Source organism: Labrenzia sp. 5N (genome assembly GCF_012395805.1).
Lineage (GTDB): Bacteria > Pseudomonadota > Alphaproteobacteria > Rhizobiales > Stappiaceae > Roseibium > Roseibium algicola.
On the sequence record NZ_JAAZTM010000024.1, the window covers coordinates 18,423 to 42,077 of the forward strand.

Consider the following 23,655-nt stretch of genomic DNA (forward strand, 5'->3'; position numbering starts at 1 on the left):
CCATGGAACCGACTATCGGGCTCATCGCGGTCAGATTTCAACGTGGTCTGGTTCAAAGAGCAGTTGATGCAATCAATGCCCAAATCCGGTTCGAAACTGACGGTTCTCTGTGTTGAGGACCAGTGCCATCTTCGCCAGGATATCATCGATGAACTTTCCGCTGCAGGCTATGACGCGGTCGGTGCAGCTGATGGCCGCGAAGCGCTGGACGTGCTGGAAACGATCCGCCCGCATCTTATCTTGTGCGATATCTCCATGCCCCGGCTCGACGGTTACGGCTTGCTCGAAACCGTCAGAGGCAGGCACACGCATCTCGCAGATGTTCCTTTCGTTTTCCTGACGGCGCTAAACCAGCGCGACGAGATCATTCATGGCAAGCGCGCGGGCGCGGACGATTATCTGGTCAAACCGATAGACTATGACCTGTTGCTGGCGACGATCGAGGCTCGCTTGCGCCAGGTCAGCCGGATCGATGACAGGCAAAAAAACGAACTGGAAACGCTTCGGCAGGCCCTGGCAGGCAGCGGATCGGACCGATCGCTTGGAATGAACGGCATGGAGAGCGTTCTTAACGTGCTTTCCTTCGGTATCGTGCTGGTATCATTGTCCGGTGTTGTCTTCGCAAATAGAGCAGCTCGGGAAATACATATGGCCAGGGACGGGCTGGTGATCGACCGGACACTCCATACCGGTTCATCGCAGCTCGCCAACGATATCAGGAAACTGCTGGCGAATGCCTGTGAGGCTGCCTGCAACGGACAGGACCACCTTGCCAGCCTGACGGTGCAAAGACCGTCCGGACGCCGTGATTTTCTGCTTACGGTCTGTTCGCTCCCGGACAGTACGGGATTGCCGAACGATGACGCGAAGGCGGTGATATTCATTTCGGATCTCGCGCATCGGCCAAGGATGCCGGACGAGATCCTGGCAGGCCTGTTCGATCTGACGCCGACTGAATCGGAGGTCGCCCGTGCGTTGGCGCAGGGTCGGCGAAAGGAAGACATCGCGCAGGAGCTTTCAATCGCACCGACGACAGTCGCTTTTCATTTGCGCAATCTCTTCGAAAAGACCGGAACCAATCGTCAGGCAGACCTCATCGCACTGCTTCTCACCGGCCTTGTCTCGATCAAGGGACCGCAGGGGGACGTTGAGAAACGTGGAAAGGCTGAAGCGCTTCCAACAACGTGACGACACCAAGATGAGCATGCCGGCAAATTTGTTACGCAGGTGAATTTCAACAATCAAAAAGATCACGCTGACTTCTTTACGTTCGTGAATCTGAATTCACAAACTAGCCAAGGCTGGTTATATTCTCTCTGCGGTCGAAATTGCCGCGTATACTGAATTGATATTCCATTTGAATTGCCTCTCACATTTCCGGAGAATTTGTTGTGCCGGTCAAAAAATTACGATTGCTGCTCTGTTCTGCGGGACGCCGCGTTGGTTTGCTTCAATGTTTCCTATCTGCTGCTGACCATCTGGGAATCCAGTTGGAAATCCTCGCCTGTGATCTTGCTCCGGATTTAAGTGCAGCGTGCGCAGCTGCGGATCGGGCGTTTGCCGTGCCGCGTTGCGACGACCCGAGTTATGCCAACGCCATTCTCGACATTGCGCGTGACAACCGGGTCGATCTGGTGGTCCCGACGATTGACACGGAGTTGATGGCGCTTGCCTGCGTGTCCGACGCGTTCACTCAACTGGGAGCGCGGGTGCATGTGGCGTCGACTGAAGTCATCGAAATTGTGAGGGACAAGCGGTTGACGTCTGAAATGCTCGAGGCGGCAGGCGTGCCGGTGCCGAAATCGCTGGGACACGAGGCGTTGCTGTCCGATCCGGATGCACTCGGCTGGCCGGTGTTTGCCAAGCCGAGCGGCGGCAGCGCCAGCCGGGGACTGCAGGTCTTTCAGGCTATCGAAGAGCTGCCCGGCCGGTTTGAGGAACCAATGGTCTTTCAGCAGTTTCTGCGTGGCCCGGAATACACGATCAACATGTTCGTCGATTCAGGCGGCAGCCTGCGAACGGTGGTTCCTCATCTGCGCATCCAGATCCGCGCTGGTGAAGTCGAGAAGGGAAGAACGGTGCGACGGGATGACTTCCGGCAAATCGCCGAAGGCGTGCACCGGGCCTTGCCAAGCCTGACCGGCGTCGCCTGTTTCCAGGTGATCGACGACCCGGAGCTGGGACCGCGTGTCATTGAAATCAATGCAAGATTTGGGGGCGGGTATCCCTTGGCCGACCAGGCCGGCGCGCGTTTTGCACAATGGCTTCTTGAGGAAGTGTCGGGCCTCCCGTGCAGCGCAAACGATGACTGGCGAGAAAATGTCAAAATGCTCCGATACGACAGCGCGATCTACGACGGCTGATCGTCTCAGGTTTGCCGGAGCCGCAATGGTCTTTTGTCAGGACCCGCACCTCGGCTTTGTTCTGGCAGTAAAAGCCCTGGCCGGTAGCGTTGTCCGGCCGACCTCACATTCGTTAACTGGCGGATTGCGATGATTGTTTTTGATCTGGACGATACGCTCTATCTGGAGCGGGAGTTTGCGTTCAGCGGCTATCGTTTTCTCGACGGTTGGGTAAAAGAACGCGAAAGCCTGGAAGGCTTTGGCAACGCCTGCAGGGTGTTGTTCGAGGAAGGCGAGCGGCGTCAGATCTTCAACCGCGCGCTTGAAAGGCTCGGACACTGCGGCGACAGCCATTTGATCGCTGATCTTGTTGCGGCTTACCGTGGCCACCCGCCGCAAATTGCGCTGGCTCCGGACGCGGCGCGTTTTCTCGAGCGTCACCGCGGTCCGTTCGGTCTGATTACGGACGGTCCGCCGGAAACTCAAAACGCCAAGATCGTTGCCCTTGGTCTTGACCGCTGGATTGAGAATATCCGCAAGACCGGAGACTGGCCTCAAGGATATGGCAAACCACATCCCCGCGCTTACGAGGAAATGGAAGGACTTGCGGCAGGCGGCGGGCCGATGGTCTACGTCGCCGACAATCCCGCCAAGGACTTCGTGACGCCAAAAGCGCGCGGCTGGATCACCGTTCAGATCCGGCGGGCGGGCGCCGTGCATCCGCCGCACGCGAAAGATGATGCACACGCGGCCCATGTCGAAATAACGTCGCTGGATGAACTCGACGGCGCGTTGACGGTCCAGACGGTTTCGATGAAATAGCTAACTGTGGGCCGCAAGTGTGCCTTCAGGCTGGACCACGCTGCGACAGGACCTCCTGGTATTCACCGAGAATATGCTTCACCTGGTAGTTCGCCACGATGCGCTGCCGAGCCCTTTTGCCGAGATCGGCAACCTGCTCGGGGGGCATTCGGGCAAATTCGGCCATCGCATCGCACAGCGCATCCGGATCGCCCGGTGAAACAACCTTGCCGGTATCCGCGACAACAAGTGCCGCGTCGCCGACATTGGTGGTGACCACCGGACGGGCATGGCTCATAGCTTCGGCGACGACATTCGGGAACCCTTCCGTTCTGGACGACAGGACGAGAACATCTATCTGCGAATAGAAATCCCCCATGTCACGCAGCTCCCCAAGCAATTCCAGACGTGCCGGATCAAGCCCTGCGTCTTCAATCATGGCCAGAACTTCGCTGTTGCGGTCATCAAGACCGAAACCTGCGGCAACAAAGCGAGCATCGGGAAATTGTGCGGCGATCTGCGCTGCGGCCCGGAAGAAGTTCAAGTGGTCCTTTTGAGGATGAAAGCGCGCGGCTATACCGAACACACGGGCCTTGCGCGGCGTGGGGTCCGCCTGCTCGGGAACCACGACGCCGTTCGGGATGACCTTTCCGAACCGCGCGGCATAGCCATACTGTTCGTGCTGTTCTCTTGCCCGTGCCGAATTGTAAACGATGCCGGCGGCGCGAGACGATAGCATGCGTGCCCCTGCGACGGCGAGGCGTGTGCTTCGCGTCAGGCTGCGCGGATCGTCAAGTGCCTGGCGCACCGTCCAGAAGACGGGCGGCGCCCCGGACAAGCGCGCCGACAAGGTGCCGACAACCATTGCATGATACATCCAGCACAGCACCGCTCGCGGGCGCTTCTCCCGCATCAGCCCTGTCAGTTTCAGGATTGCACCCGGCATGTGCACCGCTCCGCGTGCGTTGAGCGGATGATATTCCACGTCCGGTCGTCCGGCCAAACTCAGGTTGCGCTCTGAAACGCCGATCAGAGGGACCACGATTGCCGGTTCGGATGTCGCTGCCAGGAGCCTTGCCAGCATCGTTTCCGCTCCGCCGCTGGCGGCGAAATTCGTAATCACATGCATGACCGGCGCGGCAGTGTCCGTTCCAACCTCCAGTCCGGCACCTTCGCTGCCAACGTAGTCCATCAGGTCACGCCTTTCGTGCACCCTGCCAGACGTCGAGCGGTCTGCCGATCCGCTGTTCAAGTTCGCTGACTTCCGGAGCGAAAAAGTCCTGCAGCCTTTTTTCCAGATCGGGGCTCAACGGCGGGTATTCCTGTGGCCGGGCGACGGCATCGCGAAGCACCCTCATTGGCCTGGTGTGCCGAACGCCGTCCAGAACGGGGCGAAACGGCTTCAGGACCTTGCGCAAGGGCAGTGGAACGATGGCGGCGTTCTTGTCTTTCACCTTGCTGTCTACCGGAGGAGCCAGCGGAGCTTCGTGACCGATATGCGTGGCAAGGCGGGCGAGCTGATTTTCAGGCTGGCGCCGGATATCCTCGAACAGTAGCAGCAGGATCTGCTCCGGCGGGAACAGATCGTAGAACCGGCGAAGATGCAGGGCATAACGGCCGTCGTTGATGAAACGCTGTCCTGCGGCCTTCGCCGGGTCGAGATGATCCTCGATGTTACGAGACACCTCCCCGCGTCGTAAGAGCATGCAATAATCGGAGTAGGCACGCGCCGAAGGTTCCCGCATCTGAACGATCAGCCGGACATCGGGAAGGTCCCGCCGGATGCGCTCTGCTGCCTCGGGCTGCGTGAGATAGGTATTCGACTTCTCTCCGACGATTGCGTCCGGTTTACTGAAGTCGAATTGAGACAGGTACCAGTCCGCTCCACGGTGATACTCATCGGAAAAGTAATGCAGCTCCGGGCTGGGCATCGATATCGTCGGACTGCGCTCCAGAGATCTTTGCAGCCAGGTCGTTGCGGACTTGGCCGCGCCGAAAATCAGAAATCGTATGTTTGAGTCAAGCATATGCGGTACCTGCTACCTGGGTGCCTTCGACGAGCTGTTCGTAAAGGCCGGAAATTTCGGAAACATGGCGTTCGGCGCCATACTTGGCCGCGGCATCTGCCTGCGCCGCGTCGGCAATCCGGGTTTGCAACAAAGGGTCACTGAGCAGTTTGCAAATAGGTTCGACAAAGCTCTCCGGATCGTCCGGCTCAACAAGGAACCCCGTCAGACCGTCCGAGATCGCTTCGATGTTGCCACCGTGCCGTGTCGCGACGACAGGCGTCCCCAGATACATGCTTTCGATCAGGGTCCGGCCGAATGGCTCGTTGACAGCGGGAACAAGCATGACATCGACACCGCTCATTGCCTCGAAAACCGGTGAGCGGAAGCCCATGAAATGAAAATTGTCGTTCAGCCCCAGGCTACTGACCAGCGCCTTGCAGGTTTCGTCCAGGCCCCGGGTTGCATCGACGGTATCGCCGAACAGCAGTCCGTGCACCTGACGCCCCGGCAAGGCGCGGCGAACCGCATCGACCGCCCGAACAAAGCCATCGGGACGTTTGCGTTTGATGATCGAGCCGAAATACCCGAGCAGCACCGCGTCCCTCGGCAGGCTGAGTTCGTCGCAAAGCTTGTCATGGGAATTTGTGCGATCGGGCCGTATGGCTGGAAAATCGAAAGGACTTCGGATCACGCTTGCTCGGTCGCCAATCGGCCGGATCGGACGTGATGGCATGGCGTAATGTGAGACGCTCACGATATGGTCGGCAAGCAAGGGGGCCAGCATGTTCGCCCCTTTCGCAGCCGGATCCTGGCGATGATGCCAGAGGTGGCGGCAGCCAGACAGTTTGCTCGGCATGATCCAGTTGGCGTGCATGCGTCCTTCGTTCGTATGCACGATATCGGGATCGATCTTTTTCAGCGTTCGTCGCAAGGCCGGCAGTGTTCGCGTCAGATAGCCGAGCCCGCCTACGCGGCCGGGCAGAGGCAGGCCGGGCGACGACATCAGTGGCGTGTCCTCCAGCACCTCGTAATCGAGCCCCAGCTCCCGCGTCTTTTGGCCAATGGCGCCAGGCTCGAAATGGACGAGGACGCGCGCCTCGAAACGGTTCGGATCCAGGGCAGCGGCAAGGCTGAGCGCCGAAATGTGGCTGCCGCCCAGGACAGGTCCGCCTACGAACGGAAATAATACTCGAATGCGTCTCATCACTGCTCCGGATCTACTTGGACGCTGGTTCAGAAATCGTCAGGTTGATCGTCAGACTGTCGCCCGGACGCATGAAGGCATTCAGGTCGACGTCCAGGCTCTGCATCTCGCCGTTCTCGAGCCGCGATATCCTGTAGGAAGGTGTGACAATGCTGTCCTGGGTGGTGGTATCAACCGAGTTCGCGGACAGCGTCTCGGCGTAAACCTTTCGGGCCAATTCAAGACGGGATTCGACCTCGAAACGCTTTGATTTCACCTCCGTGAGTTCGGAGAGCTTTTCCCCGCGGGTCCTGTCGAACAGGGTCGCGGCGTCTCTCGATGCAAGATTGAGACGCTGCTGTGCGTCGAGACGGGCGACTTCGAGCTGCAGACGTTTTGCCTCCAGATCGTTGAGCGCCGTATTGGCAGAGGACACGCGGGTCGTCACGGCCAGCCCCTTGTCCTTCAGATGCTCCATCGATGCGAGATCCTTGCGGGCCAGTTCGATCTGGTTGTCACGCAGGACGATTTCTTCGGACAGTTGAGAGATTTTCTCGTTCAGCAGGACACGAAGATCCTTGAGGCTCTGGAGCTCGGCCTTGATCACCTTGATGTTGGCGGAAAGGATCTTCGACTGCACAGGGTCGGATGATTGCGACTCCACGGCGTCTGGCAATGTCTCCGCCGAATAGAGCTGCACTTCCTGCTCGAGCCTTTTCTCCTGCTGCAACAGTTTGGATGCGGTTCCGCGAAGCTGATTGATCTCCCCCGTTATTCGGGTGAGCGAGGTCTGTTGTGTCCCCTCTTCGTTCGGCAGGCGATAATAGCCACCGGCAATTGCCAGGGCCTTCTCGACCGTCATGCCGGGGATGAAGTCGAATTGTCCGGGAGCCGTAACCGCTCCGCCCACGAACACCGGGGCATACCGGGATACTTCGACGGAGACCGCGGGTAATTCCGTCAAGCCGACGATGCGCTGCATGCGGCTGGCAATCGTATCCGCGACCTCGTCCAGGGTCTTGCCGACAACTTCCACGGCTCCCGCAATCGGGACATGAATTTTGCCGTCCGGTGCCATCTTGTAGGAACCGGCCACGCCATCCCAGTTGGCAAAGGTCTTGTTTCTGGCATCCCAGGCACCAGCACGCAGTTCCAGTGTCTCACCGCCGGACAGCCTGTACTGTTCGGCCGAGAGACCCGACACAAGAAAAGTCGATAATGAAAGTACGGCAATTATAAACCGAATACTCAATGCGCGATCTCCCATCTTTTAACTTAAAGAAACAAAATTATTATCAATATATCCAAGATTATCACGAAAATCGGAAAACAACGAAAAAGAAATTTTTCCCGAAATAGCGTTCATGATTCTTTCGGGATGCTTTAGTTGCATCCGGTTTATTCGATGGTCTCGACGAACGTTGGTAAGGACATTTTTCATGGGTCATCTGTGCTCCCGTTTCCGGTGCCGGCGAACCCGGTAACCCGACAGACAGATCGCCGCCGGAAGCAGAAGGGGAACGGACAGGAACCTGCCGTAAACGTGGGTCACTCCGTTGAGGGCAACCGCGAACATGAGCAGTATCGTGAACATCAGGACCCCGGACCAGCGCGTGTCGGGATTGCTGAATGACCGCCAGCCGACGAATGCCAGTGTAAGCAGCAAGCAGACGAAGCCGAGCAGCGAAACGAGGCCGCCTTCGGAAAACAGCAACAGATAGGTATTGTGAACCGGCGCTCCGTACTGGCTGATCAACCGGTGCTGATCCACTCCGACCCCTAACCAGATCGACCGATCGATCAGGTAAATTGCCTCCTGGATGAGAAGCAGTCGCCCATCGAAGGTTCCCGCTTCGCTGGAATCGCCGGTCGTCAATGCGCCGTAGACCCGCTCCTGAAACACCTCGGGAAGGAAATACTGTCCGAACAGGAACAGGGCCGCCAGTGCAAGAGCTCCAATCCCGATGAAAGCCAGGATATGTTTGGCGGAGCCGTGGAAAAAAGAGATTCCAAATATCCCGACAACCGCGACGATGAACCCTGAATTCGATGCAGACAACAACAGGCCGTAGGCAACGGGTGCCACCAGTGCCAGGAACACGATGCCGGATATCTGGGAGATGAAGTAAAGCCACATCACGTAGACGATCCCTACTCCGGCCAGGAGACCGACCCCGTTTTCCCGCTCGATCAGTCCGGTCAGTCGGCCGTTTCTGGAAAAGAAACGCGCATCGTCCGGGCTGAACACCGAATAGAGCACTCCGTGCAACATTACGAACACAAGGGAAAACGCCATCACCTTGCAAAGGAACATCGTCTCCCGCGCAGGACGCCCCAGAAGCAGCAGCGGTATGCATACAAACGAAAAGACGTACTGGATGACGCCAACCGCACCCGTAAGCGGATCGCCGTTCAACAACGATCCGGCAATCAGGCCACTGCAAAGAAGCAATACCGAGAACAGCCAGAAAGAGGTCATGTCCGCGAACGGGCGAAGCGGCACGCGCCTGTTTGCAATCATCACGACGAAAGCGGCGCTGGCGACGAGATCGGACAGCGTGAAGAACACGATGTCGGTTCGAAGATATGTCATTGGCGACAGGAACACCGCGGCGATGACAAGCAGGCGTTCGATTTCCTGGCTCGTCGTGCTCCGGACAGGGGAACCGCTGTGGGAAGAGATCGGTATCGCGCTTGGGGTCAAGCCGGCCTCCTCACGGTGGGCTGTCGGCGCGACCAGTAAAGGACAAACAAGGTGCCTGCCACAAGCGTGCCATTAAACAGAACATGAGCGACCGAAGCCCCGACCGGCCCCAGCATCCCGACCAGTGGGGCGAAACAGGCCAGGAACATGACGCTTCCGAGCAAGGTCACCCACAGAAGCTCGCGGTCGCGCCCCATGCTCAACATGGCCGGATTGAGCACCATGGTTGCCAGGAGAAGTATGACCGCCAGCAACTGGACGTTGACCATGTTGGCGGCTTCGTTGAAGCCCGCGCCGAACATGACCGACAAGACGTATGGCATCAGGAAAGCGGCAGGAACCAGCACGACCATGCAAAGGCCAGCGATTGCCAGCAGCACGCCATTGACGAGCTTGTAAAACCCGCGTTCCTCGCCGGAACTCCATTTGCGGGCCAGTTCCGGAAAGATCGCCTGGTTCAGCGGCCGTCCCAGCTTGAGCGCGCTGTCGGCAACCCTGCGGGCAATATGGAAAAATCCGACGAATTTCTCGTCAACGAGAACCGACAGCAGGATCACGTCAAGACGCTGGACTGTCTGGCGGATGATGACATTGAAGTTCGAATTCCAGAGAAACCGCAGAATTCCGGGGTTCTCTTCGCGTATGCCCCTGATCGGCAGTTGCATGAACTTGCCGTAGCCACGCTGATGGACATATCGGAGCGAATAGACGAACGGCAGCAGACTGTTCGCCAGGCCTTCGATCACTGCAACGAGGACAAACCCCCAAAGGCCGTAGCCCATCAACCACACGCCGGCCGACAGCACCAGACGCAGCAGGGCGATACCGACATCGACCTTGGCAAGAACATCAAACCGGTCGAAAATTCTCAGGACCGCGACCGCGGTCGGCTTTAGGTTCAAGAGAAGCGCCAGGGAAAACAAAGCCAGATAAGCGGCACTGTCCTCCGGCCAGCCCATCATTCGGGCGGTCACCTGAGCTGCAAGGATCGAAACCCCGGCAGCCAGCGTGCTGCCTGCAAGGTTCACGTAAACCGAACCCTTCAGCAACCGCATGAACCTGTCGCCGTCATCATCGGACAAAGCGTCGACACCGTATTTGATCACGGCTTGCCAGGGCTCCAGCCGCAGCAGCCGGTCGACTATGCGAACATAAGCCTGGAAGATCGCAAACAGGCCAAGGCCTGCCGGACCAAGCGACTGAGCCATGATGGCGAGGGTCCCGATGCTGATCACCCCGCTGACCGCCTGGGACGAAAAGACCCATGAAAAATTGCGCATGAGCCGACCGGCGGTCTGGCTGTCTTCAGCAGAGAGGTTGATCAGGCGGGCCATCAGTCCTCCAGCTCCCGGTCGCCGGCAAGCTCTGCCAGCCAAAGCTGAATGTAGGACTGGTCCGTGCCCGCAACGATCTGCCAGGGATCGTCCGGCTGGCCGGCATCAAGCCCCGTTGTTGACTGCTCCCAAGCGTCAGGAAACCCGTCGCCGTCACTGTCCACGACCCGTTCTTCCGGTTGGAGGTCCGGCCAGCCGCCGACTTCGGATGGGGAATCGATCACCTTGCCTTTGCAATCGCGAACGGTTTCGACAAGTTGCTGGTCGAGCGAGTCCCGATGTCCACCCGATGGCAGGCGGTCGCCGACCCCTTCAAGCACAAGGTCGAGCACTTCGCTTGCCTTGACGCGCGGGACGGACAGTGTGCCGGTCACACCCTCGATGATCTCCGCTCCGGGATCGGCATCGACTTGCCGAAAGGGGCGGTCTTGGTCGCAGCGTCCACGGTCGATTGCGAGAATGTCATCGACCTGAACTTCAAGTCTGTACTGGTCGCTTGCCATGATTGCTTCAACTGCTGCAGGCCGTCTGTCGACGGTGCTCGGGCCGGTCAGCGCAACATTGCCGGCATAGACGATAAACGCGTTGCCGTAGTAGTTTCGAAACTCTCCGAATTGACTGATCGGATTGTAGAATACGCTGTTCACGACCTCGACCGGCCCGTCATCATGGCCGTATATATCGGGATTTCGGTCCCGATTGTGAGCAAAGAGGTTTCGCCAGAGGCTCACGCGTCCGCAATCGAAATCCCGGCCGTCTCCAGAGCAGATCAAGGCCCCCTTGGAGTGGCGCCCTTTCGGGTGGTTGGCATGATCCAGAGCCCAGGCGGAAATGCTGTTGGCGACCGTAATGTCGCTGGACCGTTCGCGGGAAACGTGGATGCCGAGGTTCTCGTCGGTCGAAAACATCAGGGACAGATGATCAAGATAAACGCGCGTCGCGTTTTCAAGCGTCACCGCATCGACCGACGACGAAGGTTGTTCGCTCGGTCCCGGGCGTACCTTGAGAAACCTGACGACGACATCGCTGGCATTCTTGATGATGACGGGTGTGGCGCGGGACTTGCCCAGTCTGATCTGGATTCCCTGCCCGGGTGCCGTCTGACCTGCGACGTAGAGGTTTGAGCGAAAAAAGAGGGGGGTGTCGAGCGTGATCGTTCCGCTCACCTGGAAGACGCAGATCCGAGGCATTTCGCCCTTTTCCACACAGGCTCGCAGAGAGCCGGCGCCAGCATCTGCCAGCGTTGTGACGGGGATGACCTCCCCTCCGGTCCAGCCAGTTGCAGATGCTCCGAACCCGACCGCCCCCGGAAAGGCTCGAGGCGCGGCCTCGGCCGCCAGCGATTGCGACATCAAGAGGCCGAAGACGATAAGGACTGCGGCCTGTGTTCTGTTCCTAGCCATCATTCACCACAATCCCGACGTTTGAGGCGTTGTTCAGTTCGAGTTGCTGAGCGGCTTTCGAAAGGTCTTCGAAGCGTGTCTTCTTCATGCGCGCGACCAGCAGCACTGCCTGCGCGACACTGCCGAGGCGGCATGTCGTGTCGTCGCTCAGTACCGGTGGGCAATCGACCACAATTAACGAGTACTTGCGGCGCAGAACGCTGAGTGACGCTTCGACGCTGGACATGTTGTTGAACCGAACTGGTACGGGCCCCGATGCAGGGGCGACTATCGACAGATGCGGATGGCCGGGCAGATGCCACGCGGCTGCATCGATCCGCAGAGGGTTGCTCAGAAGATCGAGAAATCCGTTCGCAGTGCGTTTGCGCGAGAGGGTCGAGATCAAGTCCCTCGGCGAAGGATCAAGATCGACCAGCAGAACATCTTCACCCCCCGCGGCCGCATATGCGGCAAGTGCGAAACTGAGTGTACTCCGGCCCTCCCGGCTCCCCGGTGACGTGATCAGAACCATTGCACCGGTCCCATTCTCGGTCCTGTTGTCCGCCCTGGTGTTTGTCCGCACGGCGGTGTGCAGGGGTGCGATCTTGTGCAGCGCCCGCCGCAAGTTCCCGCTCCTGGTCGTCCATGCCATACGGTTTACGAATTTCCGTGATAGGGGAGGCAATTGCCCCAGAACCGGTGCGCGGAACGCGGTTATCTGCTGCGGCCACCGCAGACGTCCGCGAAGGTTTTCCCGCAAGAGCGCCAGAAGGAAACCGAAAGTGAGCCCGCTGATCAGCGCGCCCACCATTTCGGTTTTGGGAGAAGGCGAAACAGGTCTGGTCGTTGGGATAGCGATGGACACTTGCCGCGCGACCGGGGTCAGTAGCGCTTCCTGCAATGCGAGTGCTTCAAGCTGATCGAACAGAAGATCATCCTGTCTTCGCATCGATTCCAGTCTCCGTTCGAAGCCGGCTTTCTCAACTTCGGCCGCCGAACGTGCGTCGAGTTTTGCCAGCGTCGCATCTAGGTCGGCCTTGAGTTCTGCAGACTCTTGCAAGGGTACTCCGCGTTCTTCTGCCAACGCCAATTGCGCTTGCAGGCGGCGAAGATTGTTGGTCAGGGTTTCCGTCTCGGTCAGATCGTCGAGATTGTTGGTTCTGGTGAATTCCAGAAGATTGGCTTCCGCATCTTTCAACGTCTCTTGCAGCGCGGATTGGCGCGACAAGATCGACATCTTGGTTCGTTCGACATCGGCGCGCTGTATCTCAAGCGTGTAGTCGACATAGTTCCGGGCGACAGCATTCGCGATGTCTGCTGCCAATTGAGGGCTGGCGTCCGTGGCGAGGATGTCCAGGGCGAAGGTCGTGGGATGCCAGATGATCTGATAGCTCTCCAGAATGCGATCGACCGTGCTTTCTCTTCCGGACAAGGCGCTCTGACCCGTCCCGGAAATCTCATCAGGTACGACCTCCTCCGCTACCCTTGCTGCGAATTCTCGTGACTTCATGACTTCGATTTCGGTGGCCAGTTGAAGCATCGACAAGGTTCTGGCCCGCAACCGGGCACCGAATGGATCGAGACGCAGGACCGCGTCATCAAGCACCAGCGTGGCCTGCGCACTGTAAGTCGGCACAACGGTGGTGAGCCGGAACCACATCAGGGCGCCAGAGGCCAGTATGCACAGGACGATCAGAACCGCATTTCTGAAGATCAGCGTCAGAATCTGGATATTCTCTGGTCTGAAATCGGCAGCACCTTCGGCATGGCGATCACGTTTTGACACCTGATCAGCCACCTTGCCGGCGGTTTGAGAGCTGGTGTTGATCAAAAACAGGGATCGTCTCCTTCATTGTGTCGCGCGTGTGCGCCGAACCATGCGATCGCTTGAAATTGCGGAACACCAGATCAGAACTTGAGCGGCGCCGCGGCACTTGATGCAATTTTCAATAAGCTGCGCGTGAAACACTGGTGCGCAGCGAAATGTCGAAAAACTCCAGATAAAACAGCATGTCAGACACGGTTTTTTCGGTGGATCGTGTCGACTGAAAGGGTCGCGCCACCGCGACGGAAGCTGTTTCAACTTGGCGGTTTGTAGATGTAGCCGTTGTTATAGGCGTAGTATCCTCCTGCCCGGTGAGCTCCGTAGTCGCGAAGCGAATATCGCCGCATGTCGATGTCGTTCAACACCACGCCAGCGAGTGGGATCTGATTGAACCGCAAGGCTTCTGCCGCCGTTCCAAGCGCATCTTCCGACGTGCGTCCCCAGCGGGCGATGAGGATCACGAAGTCCGCAAGCGACGCCAGGCGGTTTGCTTCGTCGGCTGCCAAAACGGGGGCCGTATCAATCAGGATGACGTCATAGGACGCGCGCAATTTTCTCAAAATCGCCTTGCCACGAGGCGTATTGAAAACGCGCCTCGGAATGATGGAATCCTGAGCGAACGACAGGAGATTGATCTGTCCGAAACGGGTGCAAGGCACTATCTGCGCGTCGAAGACGTTCTGATCCTCCCAGATTTCCTGAGGCGTTTCCTTTGGGATTTCGCAACCTGACATGCGTGTCAGGCCATGCCGGTGGATGTCGAGGTCGATCAACAGTACCCGGTGTCCTTCCTGGGCGGCGGAAACTGCGAGTGAGAACGTCAGGGTCGTCTTGCCTTCGTTGGCAAGTGCCGACGTTACGGCCATGACCATGCTGTCCTTTTTTCGGATCTGGTTGGAAAGCAGTGTGAGCAGGCTCCGCAACGCCAGCTGGTACGGTGAATTCTCCTGCCTGGAGGTTCTGCTCAGAAAGAGTTCCTGCTTGTCCCTCTTCCGCCAGTACCGGATTCGCGGAACGTAGCCGATGGTTCGCAGGCCCAGGTACTGCATCGTCTGGGTACCGGTCCAGACCCGGCGGTCGAACAATTCGCGCAACAGCACCAAGGCCAGACCGACAATCAGGCCGCCGGCAATCCCAAGCGCAAAAATGACGGGACGGTTGGGTGTCGCCGGTTTCAGCGGAGCGGAAGCCACGGTCACCTGCCGGGCATCGGGCTGAAGAAAGTCGATCTGTGTTTCCAGTGCGTTACGTCGGTCTACAAGTGCCTGGTACCTGGCAAGATCCGCATCCAGCGACCTCTGCAGCTTGGACTGTGTCAGTTCGGCGCGCGTTCGCTCCTCAAGCTTCGTTTCCACCTCGGCAAGGCGCTGTTTGCTTTCATTGATCCGGATGGAAGACGCATTCTGGTCGCGCGCCAGATTGAGGATAGACGTCAATCTGTTCAGCTCTGCCCTCAATTCGTCGCCGAGGGTGGTGTCGTCCAGTTCGTTTTCGCGAATGAGTTCCGCAAGACGCGCTTCCATCTCGCTCAGGCGACCACCGAGTAACGTTATCCGGTCCCACAATTCGGAGATTGAATACTGTACGGCTTTCTTCTTGTCCCGAAGAGAGTCATCGATGTAGGTGCTTGAGAGTGTATTGGCCAGTTGCGCAGCCATGACGGCATCTGGATGCCGCACACGAATATCGAGCGCCAGGCTCTCGCCTCGCCGTTCAACCGTGTAGCTGTTGAGCATGCGTACCAGGACCGCTTCGAATTGCTGTTCATCGGTGGGAACTGGCGTTTCGGTCGCCGAAAGGTACGGATTGAAATAGGTGTCTGAGATCAGGTTCAATTCGCTGGCGACCTTGCGGGCGAATTCGACTGAGCGCAGAAAATCGATCTCGGTCTCGATGTGGATAAGCGACGTGTCGGAATTCTCGATTGTCGTCTCTGTCGGATTAATTCTCGTTTCGACCTTCGCCAGAATGATGGTCGACCGAGCGGCATATTTTGGCTGAATGACCTGAAGGGCAAGATAGGCGGCCCCCAGACCCAGCAACATGGCCAAGGTCAGCCAGATCCAGTTTCTTCGCAACACCTTGAAAATGGCAAAGAAACCGAACTGTATCGGACGTTCAGCGAATGCATATTGCTCCTGCTGCGAGTCAACAATACTGCTCATGAAGATCCCCCAAATGCCGACGAATTCCGCCGGATTGTCCTGGTATTGAAGTCGATTTTGCTGGGCGCTCCGATATCGGTTCGCGCCAGGTCCGTTGCCACGGACATTGCGGCACTTGCAGAGCTGAAAGGCTCACGCATTCGCATGTGAATAGCCCTCCCCTGCCGGTTTGCCGCGGTTGAATGCTTCCTTCCGGGCCGCGTCGGAAATCGTCCGGTCCCAGAGGGCTAGAATGGTCTCAGGTGCCAGCTTTTGCTGCAGGCGGACATTCGCATCGGCCATTGCGGCCCTCAGGGTCGGGTTGGACATCAGGCGACCTATCGCGTCGGCCAGTGCCCCGACATTACCGTCCTGAACCAGAAGTCCGTTCACGCCATCGAAGACCAGTTCCCGTGGGCCGTAGGCGCAGTCGAACGCCACGACGGGAAGCCCACTGACGACAGCTTCGGCGACAACGTTCGGAAACCCTTCGAAACGGGACGAAAGAACCAGAATGTCGGAAGTCCGGATCCATTCTCCGTGCCTTGCGCTCTTGCCCGGCAGGGAAACAATATCCTGAAGACCAAGACGGTCACGCTGCGCTTCCAGGGAAGCACGGGCGGCGCCTTCTCCATAGATCGTCAGTCTTGCATCCGGCTGTTTTTCGCGCAGCAGAGACATGGCGTCGATGAGCAGATCAAAGCCTTTCTGGTGATCCAGTCGTCCAACGGCAACGAGCCTCTTGCCACCGGTTGAAGGGGCCACACCGTCGATCGGCGCACAGGGGTTCGGGATCACCTGGGCACAGGGTTGTACCCGCGCCGGCAGGTCCTGCCGTGCCCGCTCGGTCTGCATGACCATCGCGGCGGCCCTGGGCATCAGGGCATTCTGGGCACGGCGCCAGATCGGGTGTGCCTTTTGTGCCAGCGGATTGTTGCGCTCGGACGCGATCACAGGCACCGACGAACCGGTGGCCAGAAGGGTCAGAACGTTGACCTTTGTCAGGAACGAGAGGCACACATTCGGCGATAGAGCCCGAACCAGCTTGCGGATACTGGCAAGCCGGCGCAACGGCAGGGGAAGCAGCCCTCTGCCGTTATCCCTGTCGAGAACGTGCAGGACGACGTTGTCCGGATAGTCGAAATACGATCCTGCATCGGGGCAGGTCATTGCTGCGACGTGCACTTCATCGCCAAGCTCAGCACGATGTGCCGCCAGCATGGCAACGATCTTTTCCGTGCCGCCTGCGCCAAAACTAGCCTGAACGAAGAGCAGTTTCATGGTTTATTCCGCAGCCTCCACCATGGTACGTCGACCCTTCGGAACCGCATCATTTCGTTGTCCGTTGCCATTCAGTTCGATTTCAACCAGTGGCCGGTTTAGGTTCTTCGACTGCAGGAATATCCGTCCGACATATTCACCCAGAATGCCGAGAAACATCGCGTTCACCGTCATCGAAAGCAGGATCAGCGTCGTGGTCGTCGCAAAACCGGCAGGCCACTCCTGGCCGAAGACGAGTTTGCCGATGAGGTAGCCCGAAAGCAGCAGGAAGGCGCAAAGGCCGCCCAGAAGGCTGATCAGGGAAGCCAGCCGCAACGGCACAAGCGAATGGTTGATCAGGCCATCGACCGCGAGGGAAATCATCGCACGAAGCGGGAACTTGGAATCTCCAGCCACGCGAGCGTTTCGGTCGTACTCAAAACCGGTCTGGTTGAAACCCATACCGCTGATCAGACCGCGGACATAGGGCGAGCGGTCTTCCACGCGGCGCAGCTCATCGAGAATGCGCCGGTCGGTCAGCCGGAATTCACCTGCGTTCCGGGGAAGGTCGTCCTCGCTGATCGCGTCGATCAGTGCATAGAAGGTTCTGCGCAGCCACGCGACGACCGGACCGTCCGGCAGGCTCCGCCGGATTCCGTAGACGACGTGGTAGCCCTTGCGCCAGGTATCGAGCATCTGCGGGATCAGTTCGGGCGGATCCTGGAGGTCGCAATCAAGCTGTATGGCGCAGGCGCCCTCGGCAGCCCTGTAGGCGGTCAGCACCGAAGCCTGGTATCCGACATTCCGAGAGAACCGTATCACGCGAACCCGTGGGTCCTCGGCAGCGATTTCCGTGAGAATGGAGAAGGTTTCATCACTGGAATGATTGTCAGTGAAGATGAGTTCCGGCTCGTAGTCGGGAAGCTGCTCGAACACGTCCATGACACGTTTGTAGGTGTTGCGAACGTTGTCCTCTTCATTCAGTGCCGGGATCAGGATCGAGACGAGAGTCATGCCTGCATCTCCGTTGCAAAGTTTGGAATGATGTTCTCTCGTGCCCATTTCACGGTCCTTTCGAGGCCATCTTGAAGCTTGATTTCCGCTGACCAGCCAAGGCGTTCGCGGATGCGTTCGGCAGAGACGATCAATTCGACGGGATCGCGGACTTGATCGCTGAATTTCACGAGATCGACGTCGGCGCCGGTCAATTTGATCAAGGTCCCCATGACCTCGGCGACCGTCGGGGAATCGCCTGTCCCCACATTGACCACCGGTCCGCCACTTTCGGGATTGTCGCCCAGCATCATGAGCGCCGTGGTGACGTCATCGACATGGATCAGGTCACGGCGATCCAGAGGGCTGCGGACACTCACTTTCTGGCCGGCCAGCAACTGAGTGATGGCGCGCGGGATCAGGAAACTTTCCGACTGCCCGGGTCCATAGGTCAGGGCCAACCGTGCGGTAACGGCAAAAAACGGAAGTCGCGGTTGCGCCATCTCCAGATAATGCGTCCCGGCCAGGAGTGAGGCGGCATAGGATCCGCCCGGTCTTTCTCGCTCGGTTTCTGTAAAGGGTGTCGGACAGTCCCCGTATTCGGCGATCGTCCCCGTCCTGACGAAAGTCCGGGGCGGGCAATCGCAAGCGGCAAGGGCCGACAGGAGCGCGATCAGCGGCGAGACGTTCTCCTCGACGCTGTCGGCGAGATCCTGCAAGTCCGGCCGGGTTTCGAAACGGGTGCGCGCACCCACATGGAAAACGATCTCCGGCCTGGCTTTTGCCAAGCAGCTGTGAAGAGCCCGAGCGTCGGTGACGTCGAGCCTGCAGAGGCCAACGCGCGACGCGATATCGGCGATCCGGCCCGTGGACGAACGGGGCCGCAAGATCACACTGACCTCGTCACCTCGCTTCAGGCAGGCCCGGGTCAGGTTTGATCCTATAAAACCGGAAGCTCCGGTTATGAGAACGCGCGCCATAGTTCTGCCTCAGGGAACGATTTTCGGCACCGGAAGGGGAACGATGAACTTGCCGCCCTTCGCTTCGAATTCGGCCATCTGCTCGCGGATTTCATCCAGGAAATTCCATGCAAGAACCAGCAGGTAATCGGGTTGCCTCTCGGCGACGGCATCCGGCGAGAGAACCGGAATATGCATGCCCGGAGAGAAGAGACCCTGTTTCAGCGTGTTCCTGTCGACCAGGAAATCGAGCGTCTCCGTGCCGATCCCGAAAAAGTTGAGCAACGTATTGCCCTTGGCGGGAGCACCGTAGCCGGCAATTGATTTGCCTTCTGCCTTCAATTCCGCAAGCAGCCCGGTCAGATCGTTGCGGATCTGGTGAACCCGCTCGGCGAAATCCTGGTAGGTCGCGGCCTCCGTCATGCCGGCCTGGCGTTCATCTTCAAGCATCTCGTCGACGATTGCCGCGCGTTCCACCTTCAAGGCGGCCGGTTGCATGAATATGCGCATCGAGCCTCCGTGCACCGGAAGCTTGGTGACATCGACCACATCGAGGCCGACGCTTTCGCCCAAACGGACAATCGAAAGCAGGCTCAGTTCCGACAGATGCTCATGGTAGACATTGTCGAATTCATTGGTCTCGAGGATCTCCTTGCCCCACGGCACCTCGATGATGAAGACACCGTCGTCGTCAAGAAGCGTCAGCACGCCCTCGGTGAAGCCGTGCAAGTCATCGATATGGTTGAAGGTGTTCGAAGTCGTGATCACGGCGGCGGGACCTTCGGACGCCCTCAATTCCGCTGCCGTCTCGGGGTTGAAGAATGCCGTGTGCACCCTCACGCCGCGCTCCTGCGCGATTGTCGCAAGGTTCGCAGCCGGGTCCACGCCAAGCGTCTTGCCGCCCAGCCGGTTGGCGTGGGACAGCATGAGCCCGTCGTTGCAGCCGATATCGACGATCAGCCCACCGTTCGCCTTGCCGACGGCAACCTCCGCAAGCTCCGCGAAATGGGAGTGCATCGTCGCGGCACCGGAAGGTACATAAAGGTAGTTGGTGAAGAAATCGGCCGGCACCTGATCCGCAACCTGGATCAATCCGCAATCGAGGCAGGCTTGCGTGTTGAGCGGAAAGGCAACCTGGGGCTGGTCGCGATCAGCCGCGCTGGCAAACAGGTTGGCCGGCGGATGGGCTCCCATGGGAAGGAACAGCAAAAGATCCTCGGAACCGCAGGTTCTGCAGGTACGGCGAATGGACTTGTCTAGCTCGAATTTATTCATTTTTTTCAATCGCTCTTAAAATGACTTGCATTGTCAGGTTCAGGTTCATTGCGAATTCTGCCAGGCAAAATTCGCGGCAATTCAAGCTTTCGGCGCCGCTCCTCCCCGAAAGTCCCTGCCCATCGCCCGACGGGCACCTCCTGAAGGGTGCGGTAGGCTTGGCGTCATCCCACCCTCTCGTTGCCCGCTGCCATGGCACCGAAACCGGCGGAAAACCGGTTCAGGAAATCGGATACGCGCGCGTGCATGTATTCGACGTGATCGTCGTTGAGGCCGTGATGGCAGGCCAGAAGAATGCCGCCACGCATCACCTTGTCGGCGATCGGATAGCCGGACGGATCGACGCGGCAGTCGATGTTCTTCATTGCCGGCTGGCGCAGAATATTGCCGGTAAAGACCGGGCGGGTCTGGATGTCGGCCTTTTCGAGATAGATCTGAAGCTCGCGCCTGGTAAACGGCGCGTCGTCCCGAATTGTCAGCGGGAAAGCCAGCCATCCCGTCCTGGCACCTTCCAACTGGCGCGGCAGGACAAACCAGTCTTCATAGTCGGCGAAGAACCGCTTGTGAGCTTCAAAATGCCGTTCGCGCACTGCAATGTTGTGTTGCAGCTTGCCGAGTTGCACGAGGCCGAACGCCGCGCTGATTTCCGAAGGCTCCAGATTGTACCCCAGCGCTTCGAAGACGAACTTCGCGTCATATTCGATGTCATCGAGGCGGACATTGAACCGGTTCTCGATTGCTTCCGATTCAACAAAGAGCGATGAACTGCGTCCCCACGAACGCAGCAACAAAGCCTTGCGCGCCAGCTCGGGGGTGTTGACGCAAAGCATGCCGCCGTTGCCGGCTCCGTTGATGACGTGCGAACCGTAAAAGCTCGTCGTCGAGACATCCGAGTAGATACCCGTGCTTTCACCGGAAATCGTCGCGCCCAGAGTATCGGCACTGTCTTCGATCACCTTGAGGCCGTGGGCATCGGCGATCTCGCGAATGCGCTTCCAGTTCGGCAGATTGCCGATCAGGGACGGGATCATCACTGCGGAGGTCGCAGGTGTGATCATGCGTTCGATGGCTGTCTCGTCGATGTTGTAGGTGCCTTCGGCAGCGTCGACGAATGCCGGCACAAGGCCCTGGCGCACAAGCGGGGCAACCGTTGTGGCGAAGGTCAGCGCCGGTGTGATGACCTCGCTGCCCTTGGGTAGATCGAGGATCTCCACGGCCAGGTAATTGGCCGAAGAACCCGAGTTGACCATGATCCCGAAGTTCTTGCTGAAAAGCTCGGCGACCTTCTGTTGCATGTCACGGACACGCGGACCCATCTGGGTCGAGGTCTTGAGCACTTCGACCACGGCGTCGATCTCTTCCTGTCCGTGTACTGTCTGACCGTAATTAACTCGCATGTGTCAATTTCTCCGGTGATGTCGCGCTGTCTATTCAGCGACCATCGCGTAGCGCGTGAGACTGCTGCCAGCCATCAGGGCGCTGTAGCCGGCAAGCTGCTGTTCGGTGCAGTCGCTCATGTCGTCGCCAAGCGCGTGTGCCTTGTACCAGTCGATTGTCATTCCGATTGCCTCGGCAAGCCTGAGCTGCGGCCGCCATCCGAGGCGGGTTCGGGCCTTGGTGCTGTCGAGGCGCAAAATGCCGGCCTCGTGCAGGGCCGATGACGTTCCCGTCTGCTGCTCCGGAAAACGAACCTCCGGGGCGCCTTGCCCCCAGGCTGTCCGCACCATCTGCATCAGCTCGCGCACATTGACCGTGCTTTCCAGCTCGGGACCGAAGTTCCAGGCGCCTGCAAACTCGGAGCTGTCGTCAACAAGCCGAGCCGCAAGCTGGAGATAGCCCGAAAGCGGCTCCAGTACGTGTTGCCACGGGCGCACCGCCTCGGGGCTGCGGATCTCGAGCGAAACGCCGGTTGACGCTGCCCGCACGATATCCGGCACCAGCCGCTCCTCACCCCAGTCACCGCCGCCAATGACGTTGCCGGCCCTGGCCGTGGCCAGCTGCGGTCCGTTGCTATCGGCGAAGTAGGCGTGGCGGTAGGCTTGCGCCACAAGTTCGGTACACGCCTTCGACGCGCTGTAGGGGTCGTGGCCACCAAGCGGGTCGATCTCTCGGTAGCCCCAGGTCCATTCGCGGTTGTCGTAACACTTGTCGGTCGTGATCACGACGACAGCGCGCAGCGAAGGCATCTGGCGAACCGCATCCAGGACATTGGCCGTTCCCGACACGTTGGTTGCAAAGGTTTCCGCCGGATGCCGGTACGAATGGCGCACCAGGGGCTGGGCAGCCAGATGGAATACGATCTCCGCATCCACGCCGCGCAGAGCTTCCTGTAACGCTCCCCGATCCCGGATGTCGGCAATCCGGCTGTCCATGCGATCGGCGAGACCGCAGGATTTGAAGACACCCGGTCCTTCACTGGGTGGCAGGGACAGGCCAACGACATCGGCTCCCAGGTGCAGCAGCCAGGCCGAAAGCCAGCCGCCCTTGAACCCTGTGTGGCCTGTGACGAGAACCCGGCGGCCGGCGAAAGCTCGGCCAATATGAGGATCGATAAACTCGGACATGGTCGTCGTCTCAGATCGCGAGTGCCGGCATATTGGCTGGCATTTCCTCATTGAACCGCAACCACGGCGGCGGAAGCTCATCGCACAGCGAATTGAGCGTGTCCCGATCGCGTACGGTATCCATCGGATGCCAGAAACCGTCGTGACGATACGCCATCAGCTCGCCGTCCTTGGCCATCTGGGTCAGAGGCGACTGCTCGAGCGGTTCGGCATCATCGACCATGTAATCCAGAACACCCGGTTCGAACACGAAGTAGCCGCCGTTGATCCAGGTGTCGCGCTTGCGAACCTTTTCCGTAAACGCGAAGACCCGATCACCCTTGAGTTCGATGTTGCCGAAACGTGCAGGCGGCTGAACGGCGGTGACGGTGGCAAGCTTTCCATGTGACTTGTGGAAGTCGAGCAGGGCGTTGATGTCGATATTGCCCAGACCGTCCGAATAGGTGCACATGAAGGTTTCGTTGTTGAGCCAGTCACGCAGCCTGCGAATGCGGCCACTGGTCATCGTGTGGGAACCGGTGTCGACAACGCAGACGTTCCAGCCGCCCGGTTCCGACGGTACGAGACGCAGCTTTCCTGTATCCACCGAAACGGAAATATTGTTGGCAATCAGATGGTAGTTGGCGAAGAACTGTTTAATCAGCAACGCCTTGTAACCGGCCGCAACAACGAAGTCGCGATGGCCGAAATGACTGTAAATATCCATCACGCGAGCGATGATCGGTCGACCACCGACCTCGACCATCGGCTTGGGAATGGTGACTGTTTCTTCAGCCAGGCGTGAGCCTAACCCTCCGGCAAGAAGTACGGTTTGCATTTTTCTTCTCCCTGATTGTCTAAACACTGAAAACAACATCTTGGTGTGAAACGAAGTCAGTCC

General features: G+C 58.7%; 19 protein-coding genes. 3 read left to right on the plus strand and 16 right to left on the minus strand.

Annotation, left to right across the window (positions count from 1 at the left end):
• Positions 1 to 66: 66 nt before the first annotated feature.
• The 3 genes from HEP89_RS27185 to HEP89_RS27195 all read left to right on the plus strand — a co-directional run bounded on the left by HEP89_RS27185 (position 67) and on the right by HEP89_RS27195 (position 3,164).
• Positions 67 to 1,188, plus strand: a complete 1,122-nt coding sequence (locus HEP89_RS27185) for a response regulator (protein ID WP_156912558.1) — start codon at positions 67 to 69, stop codon at positions 1,186 to 1,188.
• 203 nt (positions 1,189 to 1,391) lie between these two features.
• Positions 1,392 to 2,363 carry an ATP-grasp domain-containing protein gene (locus HEP89_RS27190; protein ID WP_353622317.1) on the plus strand — a complete coding sequence of 324 codons (972 nt, stop codon included), beginning with the start codon at positions 1,392 to 1,394 and terminating at the stop codon, positions 2,361 to 2,363.
• Positions 2,364 to 2,492: 129 nt separating this feature from the next.
• Positions 2,493 to 3,164: an HAD family hydrolase gene (locus HEP89_RS27195; RefSeq protein ID WP_077293896.1), complete on the plus strand. Its 672-nt coding sequence runs from the start codon at positions 2,493 to 2,495 to the stop codon at positions 3,162 to 3,164.
• Positions 3,165 to 3,189: 25 nt separating this feature from the next.
• On the opposite strand, the gene HEP89_RS27200 is transcribed toward HEP89_RS27195, so the two are convergent.
• From HEP89_RS27200 to rfbF, 16 genes are all read right to left on the minus strand, one after another.
• Positions 3,190 to 4,335 (minus strand): glycosyltransferase, encoded by a 1,146-nt coding sequence (locus HEP89_RS27200; RefSeq protein ID WP_077294561.1) that lies wholly within the window; start codon positions 4,333 to 4,335, stop codon positions 3,190 to 3,192.
• Between the two features lie 4 nt (positions 4,336 to 4,339).
• On the minus strand, positions 4,340 to 5,170 hold the full coding sequence (locus tag HEP89_RS27205; RefSeq protein WP_075283062.1) for a sulfotransferase: 831 nt from the start codon (positions 5,168 to 5,170) through the stop codon (positions 4,340 to 4,342).
• Positions 5,163 to 6,356, minus strand: coding sequence for a glycosyltransferase family 4 protein (locus tag HEP89_RS27210; protein ID WP_077293899.1), 1,194 nt, complete (start codon positions 6,354 to 6,356; stop codon positions 5,163 to 5,165). The genes HEP89_RS27205 and HEP89_RS27210 overlap by 8 nt, the downstream gene beginning before the upstream one ends.
• Positions 6,357 to 6,369: 13 nt before the next feature.
• On the minus strand, positions 6,370 to 7,539 hold the full coding sequence (locus HEP89_RS27215) for a polysaccharide biosynthesis/export family protein (RefSeq protein ID WP_168693541.1): 1,170 nt from the start codon (positions 7,537 to 7,539) through the stop codon (positions 6,370 to 6,372).
• A gap of 240 nt (positions 7,540 to 7,779) precedes the next feature.
• Positions 7,780 to 9,039 (minus strand): O-antigen ligase family protein, encoded by a 1,260-nt coding sequence (locus tag HEP89_RS27220; protein ID WP_022999566.1) that lies wholly within the window; start codon positions 9,037 to 9,039, stop codon positions 7,780 to 7,782.
• Positions 9,036 to 10,373, minus strand: coding sequence for a lipopolysaccharide biosynthesis protein (locus HEP89_RS27225; protein ID WP_168693542.1), 1,338 nt, complete (start codon positions 10,371 to 10,373; stop codon positions 9,036 to 9,038). Before HEP89_RS27225 ends, HEP89_RS27220 begins: the two co-directional genes overlap by 4 nt.
• Entirely contained in the window at positions 10,373 to 11,779 is a 1,407-nt protein-coding gene (locus tag HEP89_RS27230; RefSeq protein WP_168693543.1) for a hypothetical protein, read from the minus strand. Before HEP89_RS27230 ends, HEP89_RS27225 begins: the two co-directional genes overlap by 1 nt.
• On the minus strand, positions 11,769 to 13,541 hold the full coding sequence (locus HEP89_RS27235) for a hypothetical protein (RefSeq protein WP_168693544.1): 1,773 nt from the start codon (positions 13,539 to 13,541) through the stop codon (positions 11,769 to 11,771). Before HEP89_RS27235 ends, HEP89_RS27230 begins: the two co-directional genes overlap by 11 nt.
• A 293-nt stretch (positions 13,542 to 13,834) precedes the next feature.
• Positions 13,835 to 15,745 (minus strand): polysaccharide biosynthesis tyrosine autokinase, encoded by a 1,911-nt coding sequence (locus HEP89_RS27240; protein WP_075283069.1) that lies wholly within the window; start codon positions 15,743 to 15,745, stop codon positions 13,835 to 13,837.
• A 132-nt stretch (positions 15,746 to 15,877) separates the two neighbouring features.
• A complete protein-coding gene (locus HEP89_RS27245; RefSeq protein ID WP_075283070.1) occupies positions 15,878 to 17,005 on the minus strand; it encodes a glycosyltransferase family 4 protein in 1,128 nt (375 codons plus the stop codon).
• 3 nt (positions 17,006 to 17,008) lie between these two features.
• On the minus strand, positions 17,009 to 17,998 hold the full coding sequence (locus tag HEP89_RS27250) for a glycosyltransferase family 2 protein (protein ID WP_022999559.1): 990 nt from the start codon (positions 17,996 to 17,998) through the stop codon (positions 17,009 to 17,011).
• The gene (locus tag HEP89_RS27255; protein ID WP_168693545.1) at positions 17,995 to 18,957 is read right to left on the minus strand and encodes an NAD(P)-dependent oxidoreductase; all 963 of its coding nucleotides are present in this window, start codon (positions 18,955 to 18,957) and stop codon (positions 17,995 to 17,997) included. Before HEP89_RS27255 ends, HEP89_RS27250 begins: the two co-directional genes overlap by 4 nt.
• 9 nt (positions 18,958 to 18,966) lie before the next feature.
• Positions 18,967 to 20,211, minus strand: coding sequence for a class I SAM-dependent methyltransferase (locus HEP89_RS27260; RefSeq protein ID WP_168693546.1), 1,245 nt, complete (start codon positions 20,209 to 20,211; stop codon positions 18,967 to 18,969).
• A 164-nt stretch (positions 20,212 to 20,375) separates the two neighbouring features.
• Positions 20,376 to 21,608, minus strand: coding sequence for a DegT/DnrJ/EryC1/StrS family aminotransferase (locus HEP89_RS27265; protein WP_022999556.1), 1,233 nt, complete (start codon positions 21,606 to 21,608; stop codon positions 20,376 to 20,378).
• Between the two features lie 30 nt (positions 21,609 to 21,638).
• Positions 21,639 to 22,775: a CDP-glucose 4,6-dehydratase gene (gene rfbG / locus HEP89_RS27270; protein WP_168693547.1), complete on the minus strand. Its 1,137-nt coding sequence runs from the start codon at positions 22,773 to 22,775 to the stop codon at positions 21,639 to 21,641.
• A 10-nt stretch (positions 22,776 to 22,785) separates the two neighbouring features.
• A complete protein-coding gene (rfbF, locus tag HEP89_RS27275; protein ID WP_022999554.1) occupies positions 22,786 to 23,592 on the minus strand; it encodes a glucose-1-phosphate cytidylyltransferase in 807 nt (268 codons plus the stop codon).
• Between the last annotated feature and the right edge of the window lie 63 nt (positions 23,593 to 23,655).